This is a genomic window from Spirillospora sp. CA-108201, from assembly GCF_050936235.1.
GTDB lineage: Bacteria > Actinomycetota > Actinomycetes > Streptosporangiales > Streptosporangiaceae > Spirillospora.
This window is the reverse complement of sequence record NZ_JBNJNE010000001.1, coordinates 7,502,144-7,522,410: the sequence shown is the minus strand read 5'-3', so window position 1 is coordinate 7,522,410 and position 20,267 is coordinate 7,502,144. Positions and strand designations below refer to the sequence as shown.

The following is a 20,267-nucleotide window of genomic DNA, read 5'->3' as shown; positions in this document are numbered from 1 at the left end:
AGCTCGCCACGCCCCTGCGCGGCGAGACGCACAAGGGGATCGCCTGCCGCCGGCGGGCCGGTGAGCGCTACCGGGTGCCCTCCCGGTACGCCTCCACCGCGTACCGCAGGCGGGCCCCGACGAGCAGCGCCTCGTCCTCCGGGCATCCGAGGAGCCGCGTGACCAGCTCGACGACCTGGTCGTCGGTGAGGTCCGGCTCAAGCTCGGCGACATGCCCGACGATCTCCACCAGCTCGGGCCGCTTGTAGGACGCGATCGACCGCCCCCGCCGCACCGTCGCCTGCCCGCCCGAGCCCCCGCCCGCCTTCGGCCGCTGCTCCGGCACGGACTCCCCCTGCGACCGCGCCCCCTCCGAAGATTCCGCCGCCGACGGGGTCTCCGCCCGCGGGCGACCTTGTTGCTGCGGGCGCTCCCGTTGGGACGGGGTCTCCGGTTGCGGGCGGGGTTGTGCCTGGTGTGGAGGCGGGGGGTGCGGCAGGGGGCCGGGCCTGCCCCAGATCGCGGGGATGTCCGATCGGCCGGGGGGCGGAGCGTGCTCGGGGTCCGGGACGCGCGGGTTGGGGCCCGTGGGCTGGGCGCCCGGCTCCTGGGCTGGCTCGTCCCGCCTCATGGCGTCCAGCCGCCGGGGCGGACGGCTGCCGCCCGGCCTGCCCTGGTCCTCCCCCTGCGGCTCCCGCCGCGGCGCGTCCAGGCGCCGGGGCGGGACGCCCCGGCCGGGCGCACCCGAGCCCGGGCGCGCGGGCGGCCGGGCCCGTATGTCCCGCTGCGTCACGTCCGGCCGGTCTTCAGTGCGCGCGGGCGGGCGCTCCCGCGCGTCCTGGCGCGGCTCCTTCGGCCGTTCGAGCGGGCGCGGGTCGCGGGGCCTCGCCGGTGCTTCCTCGCGCGGAGCCGCGGGCGGCCGGGGGCGGAGGTCCTGCTGCGTCACGTCCGGCCGCTCCCCCGCGCGGGGGTCACCGGGTCGCGGCTCACGCGCGGGCGGGCCGGGGACAGGGGGCTGGGAGGGCTTGGGGCTCGGCGGGTGGATCGGGATGTCCCGCTGGGTCGCGTCCGGTCGCTCGGACAGGGGGCGCGCGGCGGGAGGCGGCGGGGTGCGGGGGGCGGTGAGGGCGGCGAAGAGCGTGGTGGTGGGGGTGATCGCGTCGTGCAGGCCGGCCGGGAGGCGCGGGCTCGGCGGCGGGCCCTCGGGGGGCGGGAGGTCGGGGCCGGACGGACCGACGAGGATGGTGCGGGGAGCGTGCCAGAGGACGAAGAGGGCCTCGGCGCCGGCCTCGTGCTCGCCGTCCACGATGACGACGTCGAAGCCGTCGGGGGAGGGCGAGAGGACGTCCGGGACGCGCCACAGGGGCAGGATCCACGCGGGCACGACGTCGGGACCGGAGCGGGTGCGGGCGGACGCGGCGGCGCGGGCGGCGGTGAGGTCGGCGCGCGCCTCGCGCAGGGCGTCCTCGGCCTCGGCGAGGGCGTGGCGCAGGCGGTCCGCGGCGGCGGGGCCGGTGGCGGCGGCGCGGCGGCGGGCCCACGTCCAGGCGTCGTCCCAGCGGCGGGCGCGGTCGTGCCAGATCTCGTCGCCGTCGGTGGCGATCATGAGGTTGGCGAGGTCGGGGTGGAGAGCGCGGACGCGGGCGACCAGTTCCTCGCAGCGGATCTGCCGGGAGCGCTCGTGCCGGGCCTCGGCGAGGGCGCCGAGGGCGCGGCCGTAGGCGGCGGCGTCGCGGGCGTCGACGGCGGCCAGCGCGGCGCCGAGCTCGGGCGGGTCGTCGCCGTCGGCGGGGCCGATCGAGTCGCGCAGGGCGTCCAGGTCGGCGGTGGCGCGGCCGACGCCGAGCCCTTCCAGGGCGTTGCGCAGGGCCGCGGCGTAGTCGTGCCACTGGATCGGGTGGACGAGCGGGACGCGGAAGCCGGAGCGTTCGAGGAGCCGCCGCGTCGAGTCCAGGGCGGTCATCGCGTCGCGGACGCGGGCGAGCCGGGCGTGCGCGCGGACGAAGCGGGCGACGCGCTCGCCGGGCGGCGGGTCGGCGGGGAAGGAGATGCCGGCGGCCTCCCACACGTACTGGAGCTCGCGGCAGGTGATCCGCACCATGAGGTCGGTGTGGACGATGTCGAGCAGCTCCGGCGTCGTCGGCGACGCGCCGTCCACCCGCACCGCGGCGAGGAGGGGTTCGGCCTGGCGCTGGGCCCCGGACCGCAGCGGCCCGCGCTTGAGGGCGCCGCCGTCGGCGAGGTACGCGCGCAGGTCCTGGGCCGCGGCGGCGAGGCCGCGCAGGTCGGCGTCGGAGGGCAGTTCGACGCGGTGGCCGCCCAGCTCGGCGAGGGCCTGCTCGGCCCACTGGGCGCGGGACGTCATCTCCACGACGCGGGCCCAGATGAGGGGGCGCCGCTCGGCGAGGGCGTCGCCGAGGGCGCGGACGGCGAGGTCGGAGGGGTTCCAGCCGCCCGGGTGGCCCTCCAGGCCGAGGTCGCGGAGGGCGGCGCCGACGACGGAGGCGTCCCCGTCGAGGCGGGCGAGGAGGGTGACGTCGCTGTCGCGCAGGAGTTGCGACAGCTCGGTCCTGGATCGTTCGGCGCGCTCGGCGGCGGCGGTCTCGGCCTCGATCAGGGTGCGGACGTAGGCGGCGCTCGGCAGCGCGCCCGGGTCGACGTCGCGCTGCTCGGTGCGGGCCTTGCGCTCGGTGGTCTCCTCCGCGAGGAGGACGACCAGCTCGGCCGCCTCGGAGCGGGAGATCGGCGGGCCCGGCGGCAGGTCGGGCCGGACGGGCATCCACGACAGTTCGGGTTCCTCGCCGCGCAGGTCGGGCGGGGGCTCGGCCGGTTCGCCGCCGCGCAGCCGCTCGGTGATCTCGGCGACGCGCTGGGCGGCGGCCTCCTCCCGCTCGGCGAGGGCGCCTGGGCCGGGGTCCGCGGAGGCGCGGACCGCCTCGGCCACCCGGGCCGCCATGGCCGAGTCGGTGGCGGTGAGGGCGGCGAGGCCGGGGGCAGCGCTCCGCGCAGCGCGGCGGACGCGGCCGGGCCGGACGTGGCGACCAGCACCCGGCGGCCCCGCGCCAGCAGCCCGGCGAGCAGGTCGGGGACGGTCTCCGGCGCCCGCTCCGGGATGTGCATGACCTGCGGTTTCAGCGCCGGGGTGACGAACCGCGCGACCCCCTCGGGAACGCCGCGCGGCAGCAGGCTCAGGAGCCGGGCGTGGTGGTCGGCGACGGCCTCGCGGCCCGCCGGGCGGACGACGAGGGCGGGCGCGAGGCGCAGGCGCGGGACGGGTGAGGCGGTGTCGGCGTCGGGCGTCCAGTCCTCGCGGTAGTCGGCGGGGCTCGTCAGCGCGACCTGGCACCACTTGCGCAGGACGTCCCCGACGGAGGCGTTGAGCCCGTAGCCCTGCCCGGACTGCACGGCGTCGGCGATCCAGTCCGCGGGACGGAAGCCGGGGTGCCCGGACAGCAGTTCCCGGTCGCGCAGGGTCGTGTGCCCGGCGAGGACGACGTCGACGCGCTCGGTCCGCTCGTCCAGGACGATCCGGACGGGCGTGCTCAGCAGATGGTCGTGGACGGCGGGCCGCCACGACAGCAGCCCGGTCGCGAGGACCGCCTCCTCGCCGGACAGGTCGCGCAGGACGCGGTACCAGTTGCGCAGGGCGAGCCAGCCGTCGAACTCCTCCAGCACGACCGGCGGCGTCAGCGGGATGACCGGGACGCTGAACAGCACCTCGCCGGGCCCGGCGTCGGCCTCCACGTAGAGGTCGCCGGGCAGCCCGGCCAGCCAGTGGACGTGGTCGTGGTCGGCGATGTCGCGCGAGGGGCGGCGCCGGGCGCGCGCCAGGTCGCGCAGGTACCCGAGCAGTCGCGCCGCGTGGTCTGCCTCCCGCGCGGCGGCTTCGTCCAGGGCCCGGCCCGTCCGGCCGGGACCCGGAGCCTCGTCAGGCACCGCGGCTCCTCCCCACGGGAATGGTGGTGCCCCGATCTAACACCCCCGGGCGGCCCCGGTCGAGCGCAATCGTTGATCTTGAGTTAGCGGGCGCCGGCCATGTGGCGGTCCTCGTTCGGCATCATGACCCAGAGGACCAGGTAGACGACGAACTGCGGTCCGGGCAGCAGGCACGAGAGCAGGAACAGGATCCGGACGGTCCAGGGGGTCATGCCGAACCGGCGCGCGAGACCGGCGCAGACACCCGCGATGACGCGGTCGCGGCGCGGACGATAGAGGCCGTTCATGGGTTCTTCTCTCCCCGATTCGTCGAGCGGTGAACACGGCCGCGGTTCTCACGGCCACGTCTCTCACGCTACGAACCGGACGGCCGGCCTCACATCGCTCTCGCGGCCCGTTCCCGGCTGCTACCTCAGGAGTACGGGAGGTCCCCTAGGGGGCGGCCCGCGTTGTGCGCGGCGACGAGGCTCGGCAGGCCGGCCAGGTCGTCGAGCACGAACAGGCACTCGCCGAGCGCCTCGTCGTCCTTCTGGATGTTCCCCCAGGGGCCGCGGCGCAGGAACGCCGCCCGCATGCCGAACTCCAGGGCGGGCCTGACGTCGTTGTCGATGCGGTCGCCCACGTAGAGGACGCGGTCGGGCAGCACGTCGGCGAGCTGGGCGCAGCGCTCGAAGAACTCGTGCGACGGCTTGCTGACGCCCCACACGTCCGAGATGCCGACGACGTCCGCGTCCAGGCCCAGCTCCGCCATCTGCTCGGCCGCCTGGACCGGCTGGTTGCCCGCGATCCCGACGAACAGGCCCTGGTCGCGCAGGCCCGACAGGCACGCCCGCGCGTCCGGGTACAGGTCGTCCGGCCCGAACCCGTTCGGGACGCCCGCCTCCTCGCGGCGCCGCTGCTCCTCCTCCAGGTCGAACCCCGGCCGGAAGTACTCGAACAGGTCCCCGTGGTCGCCGCCGGTCGCGAGCAGCGCGCCGAGCTTGGTGAGGAAGGTGTGCCTGGGCGCGCCGAGCCAGTCGGCCCAGCGCCCGTAGATCTCGCCCTCGTTGATCAGGGTCTCGCCGATGTCGAAGAACACGGCCTGGACGGAGCGGGGCACGGGGAGGCCCGCCCCGGGCGTGGAGGAACCGGCGCGCTCGGCGGGCGGCGGGCCGGCGGCCGGGGGGACGCGCGGGGAGGCGTTCACTCGGCGGCCAGGTCCACGGTGGTGCCGGGGGCGAGGCGCGCGAACGTCCTGCCGAGCTCGTCGCCGGCGCCGGTGAGGACGCGTTCCATCACCTGGAGGCCGATGTCGTTGAGCAGCCCGTCGTGGATGGCGAAGGCGCGCCCCGGACGGACCGCCCGCGTGTACTCGTAGAGGTCGAGCGCGCGCATCCAGGGCGCGTTGCCGGGCAGGCACAGCGTCGGGACGGGCTCGGACGGGACGGTCAGCGCGTCCCCCGGGTGGAAGACCTCGCCGTCGACCAGGAACCCGACGTTCGGGACGGGCGGCAGGTCGGGGTGCATGAGCTCGTGGTCCTCGCCGTAGACGTGGACGTCGAAGCCGGCGATCGTGACCGCGTCGCCGTGGCCGACCTGGTGGACGCGTCCGCCGAGGTCGGCGAGGTTCTCCGCCACGGTCCGGGACGTCCACGCCTCCAGCGCGGGGCGCTCGGCCATCGCGGCGCGCAGCGCGTCCGGGTCGAAGTGGTCGAAGTGCTCGTGGGTGATCAGTACGGCGTCGGCGGCGGCCAGCGCGTCCCCGGCCTCGCTGAACGAGCCGGGGTCGATGACGATCGTGCGGTCGTCCTCGGTGAGCTGCACGCACGCGTGTCCGAGCTTGGTGAGGCGCATCCGGCGATTTTTTCACGGGCGTCCCGCCGCCCATTGACCACCCCCCGGAGCGTTGATAGAACACGTTCTAATTTGGGCGCGACCCCGGCCAGCAGGCACGGCAAGGAGGCGGTGCGATGCCCGTTCCCGACCAGCGCGACCCCGAGATCACCAGGCGGGCCCTCACGGAATGGCTGGACGGCCGTCTGCCCGGCGTCCGCATCCCGCACGTGGAGACCCCCCAGACCAGCGGGTTCTCCAACGAGACCCTGCTCTTCGAGGCCGAATGGGACGGCGGCGACGGCGCGCCGCGGCGCGAGCGGCTCGTCGCGCGGGTCGCCCCGGAGAAGTACCAGGTCTTCCCCGAGCCGCGGTTCGAGGAGCAGTACCGGCTGATGCGGATCCTGGACGGGCGCACCTCCGTCCCGGTGCCGCCGATCCGCTGGTACGAGCCGTCCCGCGACGTGCTCGGCGCCGCGTTCTTCGTGATGGGCCGCGTCGACGGCCGCGTCCCGACCGACATGCCGCCGTACCACATGGACGGCTGGGTGACCGAGGTCCCGCCCGGCGAGCGGGCCGCGATGTGGTGGTCGACCCTGGAGATCATGGCGCGGCTGCACCGGCTGGACGTCGGGGGGCTCGGCCTCGGCTTCCTCGACCAGCCGGCGTGGGGGGCGCCCGGCCTCGACCAGCGGCTCAACTACTACGAGCACTTCCTGGGCTGGGCCTACGGGGGTCCGCAGGAGACGGCGCTCAGGGCCCTGGAGTGGCTGAAGGCGAACCGCCCGGACGAGCCGGACGACCCCGTCGCGCTGTGGGGCGACGCCCGCATCGGCAACGTGATCTTCCAGGACGGCGCGCCCGCGGCGGTGCTGGACTGGGAGGGCGCCGTGCTCGGTGCCCCCGAGGAGGACCTCGCCTGGTTCATGTTCCTGGACCGGCACCACTCCGAGGGCGTCGGCGCGGCCCGGCTGGAGGGGTTCCCGTCCTACGCCGAGACCGTCGCCCGGTACGAGCGGCTGCTCGGACGCCCGATGCGCCACATGGCGTACTACGAGATCCTGTCCGGCTTCAAGTTCTCGGTGATCATGGCGCGGATCGGCCAGGCGATGATCGACTTCGGCTGGATCGAGGAGACGGACGACTTCCCCCACGACAACAACTGCACGCAGCTGCTCGCCCGCATCCTGGGAGGGGACCGGTGACGCTCTCGCCGCTCGACGACTACCCGATCCACCAGGCGCCGGAGGTGATGCGGCACGTCACCACCTCCGACCGCAACTTCTACGACCGGTACTACTTCAACGTCCACCCGTGCTCGGACGAGCTCATGATGATCATCGGGATCGGGCAGTACCCGAACCTCGGCGTCATGGACGCGTTCGCGGTCGTGCGGCGCGGGCCGGCGCACAAGGTCGTCCGGGCGTCCCGCGAGCTGGGGGACGACCGGATGGACACCGCGGTCGGGCCGTTCCGCGTCGAGGTGGTCGAGGGCCTGAAGCGGCTCCGGGTCGTCCTGGAGGAGAACGGGCACGGCCTCTCGTTCGACCTCGCGTGGGAGGGGTCGGTCCCGGCCACGCTGGAGCCGCCGCACTACCTGCGCTGGCAGGAGCGCGTCGTCTTCGACTCCCGCCGCCTCGCGCAGACCGGCCGCTGGACGGGCACCATCACGGTCGACGGCGAGACCGTCGAGGTGACGCCCGACCACTGGTGGGGCTCGCGGGACCGCTCCTGGGGCATCCGTCCCGTGGGCGAACCGGAGCCGCCCGGCATCCAGGCCAAGAACGCGGGGACGTTCTACTGGCTCTACGCGCCGATGCAGTTCGAGGACCACGCCATCTTCTGCATCGTCCAGGAGGACGAGAAGGGCCGCCGCCTCCTGGAAGAGGCCACCCGCGTGTGGCCGGGCCGCGAACCCGAGTATCTGGGACGTCCCGAATACCGCCCGGAGTACGCGGAGGGCACTCGCGACGTGGTCACGGCGACGCTCCGGTTCGCGCCGCCCGGCGGAGAGCCGTTCGAGGTGAGCGCGACGCCGATCCTGCCCGTCCACCTCATGGTCGGCACCGGCTACGGGCTGGAGCCCGACTGGAAGCACGGCATGTACCAGGGACCCGACCTGAAGGTGGAGGGCGTCGCCTACGACACCCGCGAGCCCGACGACGCGGCCCGCATGTGGGGCATGGTCGACGCGGTCGGCCGGTACGAGTACCTGGACGGCGCGCAGCCCGCCGGCGCCGCCACCGGCTACGGCCTCTTCGAGTACTGGGCCCTCGGCCCGCATCCGTCCTTCCTGGAATGACCGGTTCCCAGGGGCCGGGAAGCGGAGATCCCGGCCCCGCCGTGACACGGCCCGGGCGGGCGGCGCGTGGAGCGGTCTATCTGCAACACTGGCGCTCGTGACGCCCCCGCCTTCGCCCGACCCCCTGGACGCGGGACGGTCGTTCCGGCGAAAGCCGGACCGGCAGGCACGCGACCGTTCTTCCGCATGGCGCGACCAGCCGCGCGGCCTGGCCTGCGCGGTCATCGCCGCGTTCGCGGTCCTCACCGCGGCGGCGTTCGTGTTCGCCGTCATCGCCGTCGTCGCGGCGATGCGCTGACACGCCGGACTCCGGCGGCGGAACACGGGACCGGAGCCGCCCGGCGGGCGCGCCCCGGTCCCGCCTCCTGCGTCAGGTGGGAGTTCCCTCAGCCCCCTCCGCGATGGTGAAGGCCACGTCGCCCTGCGGGTCGACCTGGGCGTCGAGGGTCTTGTCGTCGAGCATCTCGGCGACGGTGGGCTCCAGGTACACCTTGGCGCCCTCCTCCTCCACGACCTGGTCGCCGGCCTCGGGGGCCGGGGCCACCGAGAGCCGCAGCGCGTCCGAGCCGTCGAGCCCGGACTCGATGCGGATGCCGGTCTCGGGCGGAAGCTCCGGGTTGGCGGTCACCGTACGGATGACCTGGACGGCACCGCTGGTCAGCGTGAGCACGATCAGCTCCTCACGTCTCTTCGTTCTCGCTGTCGGGATTTGCCCCACCCTCCCCGATCCTCCCGGCCGTAAACATCAGGACGTGATCAGGCGGTCTCAGTCCGCACTCGGCGCGAGCGCCCGCACCGCCTCCGCCCGGGAGAGTCCTCCGCCCGGAACGATCGCCAGCACGGGCGTCGTGAGGCCGTTGTCGACGTACTCGCGGACGCGGGCCCGGCACCGCTCCGGGGAGCCGTGCACGATCAGGTCGTCCACCACCTCGTCGGGGATGACCTCCAGCGCCTTCTTCCGGTCGCCGGCCGCCCACGCCTCGTTCATCGGGCGCAGCGCCTCACCGCGTCCGAGCCACTCGTGGAACGCCCGGTAGACGGGGACCGTCATGTACGCGGCGATCATCCAGCGGCCGATCGCGCGGGCCTCCTCGGCGTCGCCGGTGGGGCAGACGAACAGTCGCGCGATCAGTTCCGGCCCGTCGCCGAGGGCGCCGCGGACCGTCCGGACGTCCTTCGGCGCGAGCCAGTTGGTGATCGCGCCGTCCGCCTCGCGGGCGGCGAGCCGCAGCATGCCGGGGCGCAGCGCCGCGAGGACGATCGGCGGCGGCGCCGCCGGCGCGCTCTCCAGCTTGAAGCCCTTCACGGCGAAGGTCTCGTACTCCTCCTTCACCTTCTCCCCCGCGAGCGCCCTGCGGAGGAAGCGCAGCGTGTCGCGGGTGCGCTTGTAGGGCTCGTCGAACGGGACGCCGTTCCAGCGCTGCACGATCGTGTCGGACGAGGTGCCGATGCCCAGCACGAAGCGTCCCGGCGCGAGGTCGGCGAGGGTGGCGGCCTGCTGGGCCAGCAGGGCGGGGCCGCGCGTGTAGACCGGGACGATCGCCGGTCCGAGGCGCAGCGCGGGGTCCCACTGCGAGGCGAGCGCCAGCGGGGTGAAGGCGTCGGCGCCGTTGGTCTCGGCCGACCAGGCGTCGGTGTAGCCGAGCTCGGACAGCCCGGAAACGATCTCGCGGTGCTCGGCCAGCGGGAGGCCGGTCAGCGGAATGGTCAGTCCCCAGCGTGACATGCGCGTCTCCCTGTTCCTCAGCGTTCCTCGGCGGGTCTGTGGACGGTCAGGCGATCGAGGGCCGGACGGTGGCGCCGCCGTCCACGACGAGCGTCTGCCCGGTCATCCAGGACGAGGCGTCGCCCGCGAGGAACACCGCGGCGTTGGCGATGTCCTCGGGCTCGCCGATGCGGCCGAGCGGCATGTACTTGCCGATCTCGGCCTCGTTGTTCTCCCACAGGGCGCGGGCGAGCTGCGTCTTGACCAGGCCGGGCGCGATGCAGTTCACGCGGACCTTCGGGGCCAGCTCCATCGCGAACTGCCGGCTGAGGTGGATCACGGCGGCCTTGGTGGCGTTGTAGTAGCCGATGCCGTGCTCGGTGACCAGCCCGCCGACCGAGGCGATGTTGATGATCGAGCCGCCGCGCTCGGCGAGCGAGGCGCGCAGCGCGAGCTGCGTCCACTGCACGATCGCGAACTGGTTGACCTGGACGGTCTTGGCCGCGGCGGCGGGCTCGATGTCGGCCATGGGGCCGAAGTAGGGGTTCGTGCCGGCGTTGTTGACGAGGATGTCGAGGCCGCCGAACTCGGCGACCGCCGCGTCCATGCAGGCGGCGGCCTGCTCGGCGTCGCCGACGTGCGCCGCCTTGGCCAGGACGCCCGCGCCCGGGTGGGCCGTCCTCATCTCCTTGGCGACCTCGTCCAGCGCCTCCTGCTTGCGGGAGGACAGGACGACGTTCGCGCCCTCGGCGGCGAGCGCGACGGCGATCGCCTTCCCGATCCCCCGGGAGGCCCCGGTGACCAGCGCCGTCCTGCCCTCTAGACCAGTCCGCATCCGCACGCTCCCTACCTGTTCGCACCCTGGGGGCTGCCTGTTCCCCACCCCGCGGGCGGCATGAGCAGAATCCGACTCGGTTCACTGTACCGAAGTGACTGACGAGTCAGTTAGGTGGGTTCACCGGGTCCGTCCCGCTCACCGGACAGGTCCCGTTTCGAGCTCCTGCTCGGTTGTTACGCTGCGCCCGGTCGGAGACGAGGAGGACCGCGTGACCACGACCAAGGAACGCCGTCCGGCGATCGAGGGCTGGTTCACCACCGGGGACGGCGACGTCCGCCTGCTGGGTACCCGCTGCGGCGCCTGCGGCACCCCGTACTTCCCGCGCAACGAACTGGCCTGCCGCAACCCGGGCTGCGCCGGCCCGAAGGACGGCTCCGAGCTGGAGCCGTACGCGCTGTCGGGGCGCGGGCGCATCTGGTCGTTCGCCGACTCCCGGTACAAGCCGCCGCCCCCGTACGTCTCCCCCGACCCGTTCGTCCCGTACACCGTCGCGGCCGTCGAGCTCGAAGCCGAGCGCATGGTCGTCCTGGGACAGGTCGCCCCCGGCCACACCGTCGACGACCTCGCCGTCGGCATGGAGGTCGAGCTGACCGAGGGCGTCCTCTACGAGGACGACGAGGCCGAGTACACCGTCTGGATGTGGAGGCCCGTGATATGACGCGCGACATCGCCGTGCTGGGCGCGGGCATGCATCCGTGGGGCAAGTGGGGCCGCAACTTCGTCGAGTACGGGCTCGCGGCGGCGCGGGCCGCGCTCGCCGACGCCGGCCTCGCGTGGACGGACGTCCAGTACGTGGCGGGCGCGGACACCATCCGCAACGGCTACCCGGGGTTCATCGCGGGCGCGACGTTCGCGCAGGCGCTCGGCTGGTCGGGTGCGCGGGTGTCCAGTTGCTACGCCGCGTGCGCGTCCGGGGCGCAGGCCATCGGCAACGCGCGCGCGCAGATCCTCGCGGGACTGTGCGACGTCGCGCTCGTCGTGGGCGCCGACGCCGCGCCGAAGGGCTTCTTCAAGCCCGTCGGCGGGGACCGCCCTGACGACCCCGACTGGCTCCGCTTCCGCCTCCTGGGCGCGACCAACCCCATCTACTTCGCCCTGTCCGCGCGCCGACGCATGGCCATGTACGGCGCGACGCTGGACGACTTCGCCGCCGTCAAGGTGAAGAACGCCCGGCACGGCCTGGCGAACCCGAACGCCCGGTACCGCAAGGAGGTGACCGTGGAGGACGTGCGCGAGTCCGCCGTGGTCGCCGACCCGCTGCGGCTGCTGGACATCTGCGCCACCAGCGACGGCGGCGCGGCGCTCGTCCTGACGTCCATGGAGTTCGCGCGCAGGCACGGGATCGCCGACCCGGTGCGCATCCCGGCGCTGTCGACGGCGACGCCCACGTTCCCGAAGACCGTCCTGGACCTGCCCGACTTCGCGACGGACTCGGCGATGACCGCCCCGGAGCCCGAGCGGCCGTTCCGGTCCGCCATCGCGCACGCCGCCTACGAGGAGGCGGGCCTCGGCCCCGAGGACCTCTCCCTCGCCGAGGTCTACGACCTGTCCACCGCCCTCGAACTCGACTGGTACGAGGACATCGGCCTGTGCGAGCGGGGCGGCGGCGAGGAACTGCTCCGGTCCGGCGCCACGACGCTCGGCGGCCGCGTCCCGGTCAACCCGAGCGGCGGCCTCGCCTCGTTCGGCGAGGCGATCCCGGCGCAGGCCGTCGCCCAGGTCTGCGAGCTGACATGGCAGCTCCGCGGGCAGGCGGAGGGCCGCCAGGTGGAGAACGCGCGGGCCGGCATCGCCGTGAACCAGGGCCTCTTCGGCCACGGCTCCGCCGTCATCGCCGTCCGCTGACCGGGGGGGACTAGGCGACGGTGAAGCCGTCGCAGGTCAGGTAGTAGGCGTCGCCGTTCGGCTTGACGTGCAGCCAGATGACCGTCCAGTCGCCCTTCAGCAGCGGATAGGCGTCGCTCCCGGCGCCCTCCCACGCGAACTCCGACGGGTAGCTCATGTTCAGCCACGCGGCGCCGCCGGGGTACAGGCGCGGCTTGCTCCGCACCACCCCGGTGACGCTGTTCCCCTGCTGCTCCACTGGCGGGCGGACCTCGACGGCCACGTAGTACTTGGGCGGCTCCTGGTACTTGAAGCGCAGGCCGAAGTCGGCGGTCTTCTTGGTGTAGGGCTCCCGCGGCACCGACGTCTGGGTGTCCTTGGTGAGGTCGAAGTCCTCGGGACGGGCGGCGGGCTGGCACGCCGAGTTCGCCGAGCTCCACCGGAGGTCCGCCATGTCACCTGGCTGCTTGACCAGGATCCGGTCCGGCGGGGCGCCGCCGGAGCCGCCCGGGGTCGTGGCGCCGGGCGTCGCGCCCGCGGGGTCACCGGTCGCGGCGCCGCCCTGCGTCCCCTGCCCCGCCTGCGGCTTGTTCCGGTTCTCGTCGCCGCCGTCCTCCTTGAGGACGAACCGCGCGAGAAGGGCGCCCACCAGGATGACGGCGGCCACCCCGGCGCCCGCCGCGACGATCGCGGCACGCGACCGTCCGCGCGAGGCGCCCGGGACCGTCCTCGTCCGGTCGGCCGGGACGAGGCCCGACGCGACCGCGTCCGTGACGCTGGCGGGCATCGGCCGGGGGACGCCAACGATCCGCCGGTAGGCGGGATCGGCGGCGAGGGGCCCCGGCACGGGCACCTGCCGCAGCAGCGCGTCCAGCGTGACCCTGGCCTCGGGCTCCTTCTGCGCGCACCGCCGGACCAGGCCGGCGACGCGCGGGTCGACGCCCTCCAGGTCGACCTCGCCGCTGAGCGTGCGATGGATGATCGCCTCGATGCGGCCGCCGCCGAACGGCGGACGTCCCGTGGCGGCGTAGGCGACCGTCCCGGCGAGCGAGAACACGTCCGACGCGGGAAGGGGCTGCTGCTCGCGGACGACCTCGGGCGCGACGAAACCGGGGGTGCCGTTCCACGCGCCGGTCTGGGTGATCTGCGTCTGGCCCTCGCCGCGCGCGATGCCGAAGTCGATCAGCCGCGGCCCGTCCGGGGCGAGGATCACGTTGCCCGGCTTGAGGTCGCGGTGCTGGACGCCGTGCCGGTGGATCTCCAGCAGCCCCTGCGCCAGCTCGGCGAGCAGGCGCAGGCAGGTCTCCGGGGGCAGCGGCCCGTGCGCGGCCACCGCCTGCCGGAGCGTCGGCCCGGGCACGTACTCCGTCGCCAGCCAGTACGGCGGCGCGTCGAGGCCGGCGCCGACCATCGCGGCGGCGAACCTGCTGCGCACCCGCTCGACGGTCGCGACCTCGCGCCGGAACCGGGCCAGCGCCGTCGGCCCCTCGAAGTCCTCCCGGATCACCTTGAGCGCGATGTGCCGCCCGCTACCGGCCAGCCCGAGATAGACCTGCCCCATTCCCCCCGCGCCCAGACGCCCCAGCAGCGGATAGCCGCCGATCTCAGAAGGATCTTCCAGACGGAGTGGTTCCACGGTACTTATTGCGCCCCTCTCCTCCTTCGGGCCTTGAAGGCCCTCCATCGTCGAAAAACGCGGCGATCGCTGGCATCGCTCCGGCTCGCCTGGCGGCTCGCTGCGCGATCAGGTTCTTGCTTCGCTCGAATCTGCCTTCGGACGCGATCGCAGCCCCTGAGGTAGTTGCGGGGTTTGCGGTGGTTGATCTTAGCGAGCGCCGCTGGGGGAAGGGGGCCGTCAGTCGGCTTCGCGGGCCACGTGGAGGGCCCAGGCTATGAGGGGGGCCTGGAGCGGCAGGCGGCCGTAGGCGGCCGCGCGGAGGGGCAGCGGGCGGTGGCGCCAGTCGCGGGCCATCTTCACGTTGGCGGGGAAGACCGCCGCGAACAGGCCCGCCGTGGCGAGCGCGCCCGCCCTGCGGGTGCGCGGGTGGGCGACCGCCGCGGCGCAGGCCAGCTCGGCGACGCCGCTGAGGTAGGTCCAGGTCCGCGGGCCTCCGGGGAGCCGCTCGGGCACGAGCGCGTCGAACGGCTTCGGAGCGATCAGGTGGAGGGTGCCCATCCCGGCCATGAGCGTGGCCAGCCTGCGGTGCGCGCGCGACGACTCGGTCATCCCCGGATTCTGCCAGATAAGACAGCGTGTCCAATAGCGATTGGGCCGCCTCACTGATCAAATGCGGCGTATGTGACTCAAATCACGCCCTTGTGCCGTGTGATGCGAGTCGTGGGGGTGACGTGTCTGATGTCACCGCTTCGGCGGATTCGCGAGGTTCATAGCGGAGCTCCGTTTGCACTGACCAGTCAGTTCAAATTCAGGCTCTTCGGAAGGTCGCGATGACGTCCGAGCACGAGACTCCAGGGGCGGCCGCCGCGGCCGGGGGGACCGCGGCGCCCGTCCCTGGACCCCGCCCGACCGGCTCGGGGGCAGGCGGGGGCCGCCCCGGAGCCGGTCCCGCGGCCGCACGCGGATCGTCCGTGCGGGCGCGGGGCCTCGGAGTGAAGGGCGCGCGGGGCTGGGTCTTCCGCGACGTCGAGCTGGACGTGCCGGCGGGCGCGCTCGTCGCCGTCAGCGGCATCGCCGGCACCGGGCGCACCGCGCTGCTGCTCACGCTCGCCGGGCGCATGAAGCCGGCCGAGGGCACGGTCGCGGTCGGCGGGGTCACCGGGCTCAGGCGGATCCAGCGGGTCGCGGCCCTCGGGATCGTGCCGGGGGTGACCGGACTCGACCCGGCGCTGACCGTCCGGGAGCACGTCGACGAGGCGCTCGCCCTGAGCGAGGGCGTCCTCGGCGGGTTCCGCGGGCGCGGGGCCCGCAGGCGCCGGACCCTCGAACGGGCCGGTCTGGACGTCGACCCCGGGACGCTCGCCGAGGAACTCGCTCCCGACGAGGCCCTGCTCCTCGGCGCCGCCCTCGCGCTCGCCGGAGGACCCGGGCTGCTCCTGCTCGACGACGTCGACGAGGGCCTGCCCGCCGGCCGGCAGCGCGGCCTGTGGCGGCGGCTGGCCGGCATCGCCGCCGGCGGCGTCACCGTGATCGCGTCCTGCCACGACGCCGCGCCCGCCGAGGGCCTCGCCACACACGCACTCTCGCTCTGACCAGGAGATTCCCCCGATGAGACTTCCCGCGTTGACCTCGGGCGGCCTTGAGCTGCGCCGCTTCCAGCGCAACCGGCCGACCCGCGTCGCGATGGCCGGACTGGTGCTGCTTCCGCTGCTGTACGCCGGCCTCTACCTCTGGTCGTTCTGGGACCCGTACGCGCGGCTCCGGCACGTCCCGGTCGCGCTGGTCGTCCAGGACCAGCCCGCCAAGGCGGGAGGCAGGACCGTCCATGCGGGGAGCGACCTGGCGGACGAGCTGAAGAAGCGCGAGGTCTTCGGCCGGCGCACCGTCTCGGCGGCGAAGGCCGAGGAAGGCGTCCGATCGGGGAAGTACTACATGTCGCTGACGATCCCCGCCGACTTCAGCGCGCGGATCGCGTCGCCGTCCGGGGACGGGACGCCCGCGCCGGCGGGCGCGGGCAAGCTGAAGGGCGGCATCGACGAGGCCCGCGCCGGCAGCGGCGAGCTGACCTCCGGCCTGGAGGAACTGCGCACCGGAACGGGCCAGGTCGCCGCCGGGATGCAGCGGCTCACCACGACCGTCGACCGCGCGGGCGACACCCTCGTCCCGCTGCTGCGGGAGAACGCCCCCGAGATCCGGCGGGCCGCGCTCGCCGTCGCCCGGGGCGCCGACGCCCTCGCGGGCGGCGCCGGACGGCTCCCCGCCCAGACCGGCGCCGCCGTCCAGCGGGCGGAGAAGGCGCGGGCCGAACTGAACGCCCACCTCGCGGCGCACCCGGAAGTCCCCGCGAACGTCCGCCAGGACCTCACCCGGGCCGCCGCGCAGGTCGTCACCGTCGCGAAGCAGGTGGACGGCTACGTCACCGACCACACCGGCGACCTGCGCACGCTCGCGGCCGACGCCCGCACCGTCGAGCGCGCCGCCCGCAGGATCGCCGAGGACGCCCCGTCCCTGGCCGCCGAGGTCGACACGGCGCGCCGCGACGTGGACCGCCTCAACGCCGGAACGCGCCGGGTCGACGCGGGCGCCGGCCGCCTGCTCGCCGGATCGTCGCGGCTCACGACGGGCCTCGGCGTCCTGTCCGGCGGCGCGGGCGAGCTCAGGGGCGGGCTGGGGCGGCTGTCCGGCGGCGCGGTGTCGCTGGAGACGGCCCTCGCGCAGATCTCCGGCGGCAGCGAGCGGCTGGCGGACGGCCTGAACGAAGGGGTCGCGCAGATCCCGGACTACAGCGGGCGGGAGCGCGCCGCGCGCGACGACATGATGAGCAACCCGGTCAGGCTCGCGAGCGCCACCGAGAACGAGGTGCCGAACTACGGGACCGGGTTCGCGCCGTTCTTCGTCCCCCTCTCCCTCTGGGTCGGCGGCATGATCATCTACATGCTGCTGCGCCCGCTGAACCCCCGCGCGCTCGCGGGCACCGCGCCCGGCCGCCGCGTCGCGCTCGCCGGCTGGCTGCCCGCCGCGGCGATCGGCGCGGCGCAGTCCTGCGTCGTCCTCGCGGTCCTGCGCTTCGCGCTCGGCCTGCGCGCCGAGCACTGGCCCGGCCTCGTCGCGTTCCTCGCGCTCGCGTCCGCCGCGTTCCTCGCGGTGATCCAGTGGGTGAACGCCGCCCCGCGTTCTTCCAGGCCGTCCGCCCGTACCTGCCGATGCCGTGGGTGGTGGACGCCGCCCGGCGCCTGATCAGCGGCGGCGACCTCTCGTCCGTGTGGCAGGGTGGTGCGGTGCTGGCCGCCTTCCTGGCCGGCGGGCTCGCGCTCACCGCCCTGGCCGTCCGGCACAACCGGGTCTGGACGATGAAGCGCCTGCACCCGGCACTGAAGCTCTGATCGGAGGCGGGGACGTGGCGCGCATCGCGACCCGGGAGAAGCTCTTCACCGCGGCGATCGAGCTGATCGCCGAGAGCGGGCTCGCCGCGACGACCGTCGACCAGATCGCCGAGCGCGCCGGCGTCGCCAAGGGCACCGTCTACTACAACTTCGACAGCAAGGCCGCGCTGTTCGCGGCGCTGCTGGAGTACGGCGTCGACCGCCTCGCCACCGCGCTGCGCGAGGCCGCGGCAGGCCGCCCCCCGCTGGAGGCGCTGGAGGCCGTCGTCGCGGCCGAGCTGGCGTTCGTCGGCGAGCACGAGTCGTTCGCCCGGCTCCTGATCGCCGAGACGTGGCGGGCCGGCGGCGACTGGCAGCACGCCGCCCGCCTCATCCGCGAGCGCGCCATCGGCGTCGTGGCGGACGTCCTGCGCGAGGCGGTCGCCGCGGGCGACCTGCGCTCCGACCTCGACACCGGCACGGCCGCCTCCGCCGTCTTCGGCATGGTCCTCACCGTCGCCCTGGACTGGCGCGCCCTCCAGCCCGGCCGCTCCCTGACCGACGTCCAGGGGACGCTGCTCGCCCTCCTCCGGGGCCGCCTCGCCGCCTGATCCTCACTGGACGAGCTGCTGGCCGCCGTCGATGTCGTAGGTGGCGCCGGTGAGCGCCGTGTTCGCCATGATGTGGACGGCCAGTGCGGCGACGTCGGCCGGGCCCACGACCCGGCCGATGGGGAGCGTCGCCCGCAGCTCGTTCCTGCGCTCGTCGAGCCGGTCCCCGAGAAGCGACGCCGACAGCGGCGTGTCGACGAAGCCCGCGGCGATGAGGTTGACCCGGACGGGCGCGAGTTCGAGCGCGAGGGTCGCGGTGAACGGGGGCAGCGCGGCGGTGGCGGCGGCGATGAGCCCGAGTCCTCGGCGGATGCGGCGGCCGCCGGTACCGCCCATGAGCAGGAGCGTCCCCCCGGGGCGCATCCTGGGAGCCGCGCTGCGCGCGATCTGGAGCGCCACCACCATGTGCCCGCCGACCTCCTCGCGCACCTCGTCGGCGTCCATCTCCAGCAGAGGCTTGTAGCGCGGCCCTCCGGCCGTGATCAGCACATGGTCGACGGGCGAGGGGAGCTCCCGGAAGAACCGTTCCACGGCGTCCCGGTCGTTGGCGTCGAACACGGCCGTGCTCCGCGCGCCGACGTCCAGCGCGGCGCGCTCCAGCCGTTCCGGACTGCGCCCGGTGAGGACGGCCTCGGCTCCCTCGGCCCGCGCGAGCCGGGCGGTCTCCAGCCCGATCCCCGCGCTTCCTCCGACCAGGACGACGGTCTGCCCGTCCAGCTGCGTGCCCATGATCCCTCCGACGGGTGGCGGCCTCCGGGGTCCGCCGATGCGGCGGCCGGAAGGCGTACGGCATCACCATCACCCGCGCGATTCAGACCAAACCCCTCCTTTAACAGCCCTTACTGGCCTTTAGCTGGATGCTCGTCTTGCGTCACGGCGCGTCCGTGAGCGCGGCGACGTCGGGCGCGTACGCGGCCATCCAGTGCGGATGCAGCCGGTAGTAGACGATCTCGTCGTCCCAGTCGAAGGCGTTCTCGCCGTAGAAGCCCTTGAAGTAGGCGAGCAGGTCCGGCCAGTCCGCTGCCGGCTCGCCGTCCGGAGGGTTGAGGATCTCCACGGTGCCGTGCGTGAACACGCCCAGGTCCTCCCCGCGCATGTGCGCCGCGCTGACGGCGGGCCGGGCGGCCAGATGGCGGGCCTTGGCCGCGTCGCGCGCCGTGCCGAAGTGCCACTTGCCGTGCAGGAAGTGGCCGTCCGCGCCGCTGATCCGCGGCTCCCCCTTGGCGGTCACCGTGGAGAGCGCCAGGGTGCGCATCCCGGTGAGCACCTGGCAGAGCTGCCGCGCGCTCAGCGTCCGGTCCGCGTTGATGATCGAACGCAGATGCGCCGTGGAGCGGGAAAGGGAGTCGTCCAGGAGGGCCTGGAGCTCTTCGAGTTCTTCTTGCGTCTCACGCATGACACGTCCTAGTCCGAAGGGTCCGGTCCACATCTCATCCCCCTGTGCCGGCCGGTCTCCCCATGCTGACCTCGAAACCTGACGTCTACCGTCAGGTTTTCGCCGCCCATCGAGAAGCGCCGCCGAGGCGCACCGGACGCGGTCCGGGAAAGGTTCCGGGACTCAGCGCGAACTTCCCCGTGCCCTCAGGACATCCGGACGGCCGCCGCGGGGCGCGGGTTCGCGGCGCGGACGGTCGGATTGATCACGTCCCGGCGCGCCAACTTCCGCCGGGGCGCACCGCATCTCACCCCACAGAGCGCGACCACAAGGGGCCGCGCACCGAGAACGAGAGCGGGGACCCATGCGGAAGATCATGATCACCGGAGCGGCGGCGGCGCTGGCGTTCGGCCTCACGGCCTGCGGCGGCACCGGCGACGGCAACTCCGCGGCGGCCCCGCCCCCCTCGCCCACCGGCTCCGCGCCCGCGTCGAACGGCGGCCCGACGCCGGAGGTCACGCCCACGCAGGGCGGCGCCTCGACCCCGCGGGGCTCGGGCGGCTCGGGCAACCCCGGGACCCAGCCCACCCCGCTCGGCCAGCAGGGCGGCCAGCAGGGCGGCCAGCAGATCAAGTCGAAGTGGGGGCCGCTGCGCTACCTGGCGCCCGGCAAGTACACCGTCGGCAACGTCGCCTTCTTCACCACGACCGACACCGTCCTGTACGTCGCCGGGGGCACCTGCCCCGACGGCTCCCCCACCCCGCCCGACGTCAGCAAGTGCTCCGTCGACGGACTCGACCAGTGGGCGAAGGCGTCCCCGCACAACGTCAACGTCAACTTCTCCGGCCAGACCGCCACCCGCATCACCGAGACCCAGTAGCGCGGCCGCTCAGCCTCGGGAACCC

At 74.4% G+C, this 20,267-nt stretch carries 21 protein-coding genes; 10 read left to right on the top strand and 11 right to left on the bottom strand.

Annotated features, from left to right (window positions below; translation table 11 throughout):
* Positions 1–67: 67 nt before the first annotated feature.
* From ACQEU6_RS36090 to ACQEU6_RS36075, 4 genes are all read right to left on the bottom strand, one after another.
* Positions 68–2,935 carry a hypothetical protein gene (locus ACQEU6_RS36090; protein WP_499338034.1) on the bottom strand — a complete coding sequence of 956 codons (2,868 nt, stop codon included), beginning with the start codon at positions 2,933–2,935 and terminating at the stop codon, positions 68–70.
* A gap of 1,063 nt (positions 2,936–3,998) precedes the next feature.
* Positions 3,999–4,202, bottom strand: coding sequence for a PspC domain-containing protein (locus ACQEU6_RS36085; RefSeq protein WP_173397798.1), 204 nt, complete (start codon positions 4,200–4,202; stop codon positions 3,999–4,001).
* 125 nt (positions 4,203–4,327) lie between these two features.
* Positions 4,328–5,101, bottom strand: a complete 774-nt coding sequence (locus ACQEU6_RS36080; protein WP_499338032.1) for an HAD family hydrolase — start codon at positions 5,099–5,101, stop codon at positions 4,328–4,330.
* A complete protein-coding gene (locus ACQEU6_RS36075; protein WP_499338030.1) occupies positions 5,098–5,748 on the bottom strand; it encodes an MBL fold metallo-hydrolase in 651 nt (216 codons plus the stop codon). Before ACQEU6_RS36075 ends, ACQEU6_RS36080 begins: the two co-directional genes overlap by 4 nt.
* Positions 5,749–5,864: 116 nt before the next feature.
* Between ACQEU6_RS36075 and ACQEU6_RS36070 the strand changes: the two genes are divergently transcribed.
* The 3 genes from ACQEU6_RS36070 (at position 5,865) to ACQEU6_RS36060 (ending at position 8,327) form a co-directional block, all read left to right on the top strand.
* A complete protein-coding gene (locus ACQEU6_RS36070) occupies positions 5,865–6,932 on the top strand; it encodes a phosphotransferase family protein (protein WP_499338028.1) in 1,068 nt (355 codons plus the stop codon).
* Complete coding sequence (locus ACQEU6_RS36065) at positions 6,929–8,029, top strand: Rv3169 family protein (protein ID WP_499338026.1); 1,101 nt, start codon at positions 6,929–6,931, stop codon at positions 8,027–8,029. Before ACQEU6_RS36070 ends, ACQEU6_RS36065 begins: the two co-directional genes overlap by 4 nt.
* A 97-nt stretch (positions 8,030–8,126) precedes the next feature.
* Positions 8,127–8,327, top strand: coding sequence for a hypothetical protein (locus ACQEU6_RS36060; protein WP_499338024.1), 201 nt, complete (start codon positions 8,127–8,129; stop codon positions 8,325–8,327).
* 72 nt (positions 8,328–8,399) lie between these two features.
* Here the strand turns inward: ACQEU6_RS36060 and ACQEU6_RS36055 are convergent, their stop codons facing one another.
* From ACQEU6_RS36055 to ACQEU6_RS36045, 3 genes are all read right to left on the bottom strand, one after another.
* Positions 8,400–8,699 carry a Fe-S cluster assembly protein HesB gene (locus ACQEU6_RS36055; protein WP_067637647.1) on the bottom strand — a complete coding sequence of 100 codons (300 nt, stop codon included), beginning with the start codon at positions 8,697–8,699 and terminating at the stop codon, positions 8,400–8,402.
* Positions 8,700–8,795: 96 nt separating this feature from the next.
* Entirely contained in the window at positions 8,796–9,755 is a 960-nt protein-coding gene (locus tag ACQEU6_RS36050) for an LLM class F420-dependent oxidoreductase (protein ID WP_499338022.1), read from the bottom strand.
* Positions 9,756–9,801: 46 nt separating this feature from the next.
* A complete protein-coding gene (locus ACQEU6_RS36045; protein ID WP_499338021.1) occupies positions 9,802–10,569 on the bottom strand; it encodes an SDR family oxidoreductase in 768 nt (255 codons plus the stop codon).
* A 211-nt stretch (positions 10,570–10,780) separates the two neighbouring features.
* Here ACQEU6_RS36045 and ACQEU6_RS36040 point away from each other — a divergent pair, with 211 nt between their 5' ends.
* The gene (locus ACQEU6_RS36040; protein WP_499338019.1) at positions 10,781–11,230 is read left to right on the top strand and encodes a Zn-ribbon domain-containing OB-fold protein; all 450 of its coding nucleotides are present in this window, start codon (positions 10,781–10,783) and stop codon (positions 11,228–11,230) included.
* The gene (locus ACQEU6_RS36035; RefSeq protein ID WP_499338017.1) at positions 11,227–12,417 is read left to right on the top strand and encodes a lipid-transfer protein; all 1,191 of its coding nucleotides are present in this window, start codon (positions 11,227–11,229) and stop codon (positions 12,415–12,417) included. The genes ACQEU6_RS36040 and ACQEU6_RS36035 overlap by 4 nt, the downstream gene beginning before the upstream one ends.
* Positions 12,418–12,427: 10 nt before the next feature.
* Here the strand turns inward: ACQEU6_RS36035 and ACQEU6_RS36030 are convergent, their stop codons facing one another.
* Positions 12,428–14,032, bottom strand: coding sequence for a serine/threonine protein kinase (locus tag ACQEU6_RS36030; RefSeq protein WP_499338015.1), 1,605 nt, complete (start codon positions 14,030–14,032; stop codon positions 12,428–12,430).
* Between the two features lie 219 nt (positions 14,033–14,251).
* Positions 14,252–14,623 carry a DoxX family protein gene (locus tag ACQEU6_RS36025; protein WP_499338013.1) on the bottom strand — a complete coding sequence of 124 codons (372 nt, stop codon included), beginning with the start codon at positions 14,621–14,623 and terminating at the stop codon, positions 14,252–14,254.
* Positions 14,624–14,985: 362 nt separating this feature from the next.
* Between ACQEU6_RS36025 and ACQEU6_RS36020 the strand changes: the two genes are divergently transcribed.
* From ACQEU6_RS36020 to ACQEU6_RS36005, 4 genes are read left to right on the top strand one after another with little or no spacing between them, the layout of a single operon-like run.
* Entirely contained in the window at positions 14,986–15,606 is a 621-nt protein-coding gene (locus ACQEU6_RS36020) for an ATP-binding cassette domain-containing protein (protein WP_499338011.1), read from the top strand.
* Positions 15,607–15,622: 16 nt separating this feature from the next.
* Entirely contained in the window at positions 15,623–17,251 is a 1,629-nt protein-coding gene (locus ACQEU6_RS36015; RefSeq protein WP_499338010.1) for a YhgE/Pip family protein, read from the top strand.
* Positions 17,218–17,397: a hypothetical protein gene (locus ACQEU6_RS36010; RefSeq protein WP_499338008.1), complete on the top strand. Its 180-nt coding sequence runs from the start codon at positions 17,218–17,220 to the stop codon at positions 17,395–17,397. Before ACQEU6_RS36015 ends, ACQEU6_RS36010 begins: the two co-directional genes overlap by 34 nt.
* Before the next feature lie 14 nt (positions 17,398–17,411).
* Positions 17,412–17,987, top strand: a complete 576-nt coding sequence (locus ACQEU6_RS36005; protein ID WP_499338007.1) for a TetR/AcrR family transcriptional regulator — start codon at positions 17,412–17,414, stop codon at positions 17,985–17,987.
* A 3-nt stretch (positions 17,988–17,990) separates the two neighbouring features.
* Here the strand turns inward: ACQEU6_RS36005 and ACQEU6_RS36000 are convergent, their stop codons facing one another.
* Together ACQEU6_RS36000 and ACQEU6_RS35995 are read right to left on the bottom strand one after the other, a co-directional pair.
* Positions 17,991–18,716 carry an SDR family oxidoreductase gene (locus ACQEU6_RS36000; RefSeq protein ID WP_499338006.1) on the bottom strand — a complete coding sequence of 242 codons (726 nt, stop codon included), beginning with the start codon at positions 18,714–18,716 and terminating at the stop codon, positions 17,991–17,993.
* Between the two features lie 142 nt (positions 18,717–18,858).
* Positions 18,859–19,383, bottom strand: coding sequence for a pyridoxamine 5'-phosphate oxidase family protein (locus ACQEU6_RS35995; protein WP_499338005.1), 525 nt, complete (start codon positions 19,381–19,383; stop codon positions 18,859–18,861).
* A 343-nt stretch (positions 19,384–19,726) separates the two neighbouring features.
* On the opposite strand from ACQEU6_RS35995, the gene ACQEU6_RS35990 reads away from it, so the two are divergent.
* Positions 19,727–20,242: a hypothetical protein gene (locus ACQEU6_RS35990; protein WP_499338003.1), complete on the top strand. Its 516-nt coding sequence runs from the start codon at positions 19,727–19,729 to the stop codon at positions 20,240–20,242.
* The last annotated feature ends 25 nt before the right edge of the window (positions 20,243–20,267 follow it).

Excerpts from the sequence above, each read along its gene's own strand:
- ACQEU6_RS36000 (WP_499338006.1), bottom strand. The coding sequence starts at position 18,716 with ATGGGCACGCAGCTGGACGGGCAGACCGTCGTCCTGGTCGGAGGAAGC.
- ACQEU6_RS36025 (WP_499338013.1), bottom strand. The coding sequence starts at position 14,623 with ATGACCGAGTCGTCGCGCGCGCACCGCAGGCTGGCCACGCTCATGGCC.
- ACQEU6_RS36050 (WP_499338022.1), bottom strand. The coding sequence starts at position 9,755 with ATGTCACGCTGGGGACTGACCATTCCGCTGACCGGCCTCCCGCTGGCC.
- ACQEU6_RS36070 (WP_499338028.1), top strand. The coding sequence starts at position 5,865 with ATGCCCGTTCCCGACCAGCGCGACCCCGAGATCACCAGGCGGGCCCTC.
- ACQEU6_RS36015 (WP_499338010.1), top strand. The coding sequence starts at position 15,623 with ATGAGACTTCCCGCGTTGACCTCGGGCGGCCTTGAGCTGCGCCGCTTC.
- ACQEU6_RS35995 (WP_499338005.1), bottom strand. The coding sequence starts at position 19,383 with ATGCGTGAGACGCAAGAAGAACTCGAAGAGCTCCAGGCCCTCCTGGAC.
- ACQEU6_RS36090 (WP_499338034.1), bottom strand. The coding sequence starts at position 2,935 with ATGGCGGCCCGGGTGGCCGAGGCGGTCCGCGCCTCCGCGGACCCCGGC.
- ACQEU6_RS35990 (WP_499338003.1), top strand. The coding sequence starts at position 19,727 with ATGCGGAAGATCATGATCACCGGAGCGGCGGCGGCGCTGGCGTTCGGC.
- ACQEU6_RS36045 (WP_499338021.1), bottom strand. The coding sequence starts at position 10,569 with ATGCGGACTGGTCTAGAGGGCAGGACGGCGCTGGTCACCGGGGCCTCC.
- ACQEU6_RS36010 (WP_499338008.1), top strand. The coding sequence starts at position 17,218 with ATGCCGTGGGTGGTGGACGCCGCCCGGCGCCTGATCAGCGGCGGCGAC.
- ACQEU6_RS36035 (WP_499338017.1), top strand. The coding sequence starts at position 11,227 with ATGACGCGCGACATCGCCGTGCTGGGCGCGGGCATGCATCCGTGGGGC.
- ACQEU6_RS36085 (WP_173397798.1), bottom strand. The coding sequence starts at position 4,202 with ATGAACGGCCTCTATCGTCCGCGCCGCGACCGCGTCATCGCGGGTGTC.
- ACQEU6_RS36075 (WP_499338030.1), bottom strand. The coding sequence starts at position 5,748 with ATGCGCCTCACCAAGCTCGGACACGCGTGCGTGCAGCTCACCGAGGAC.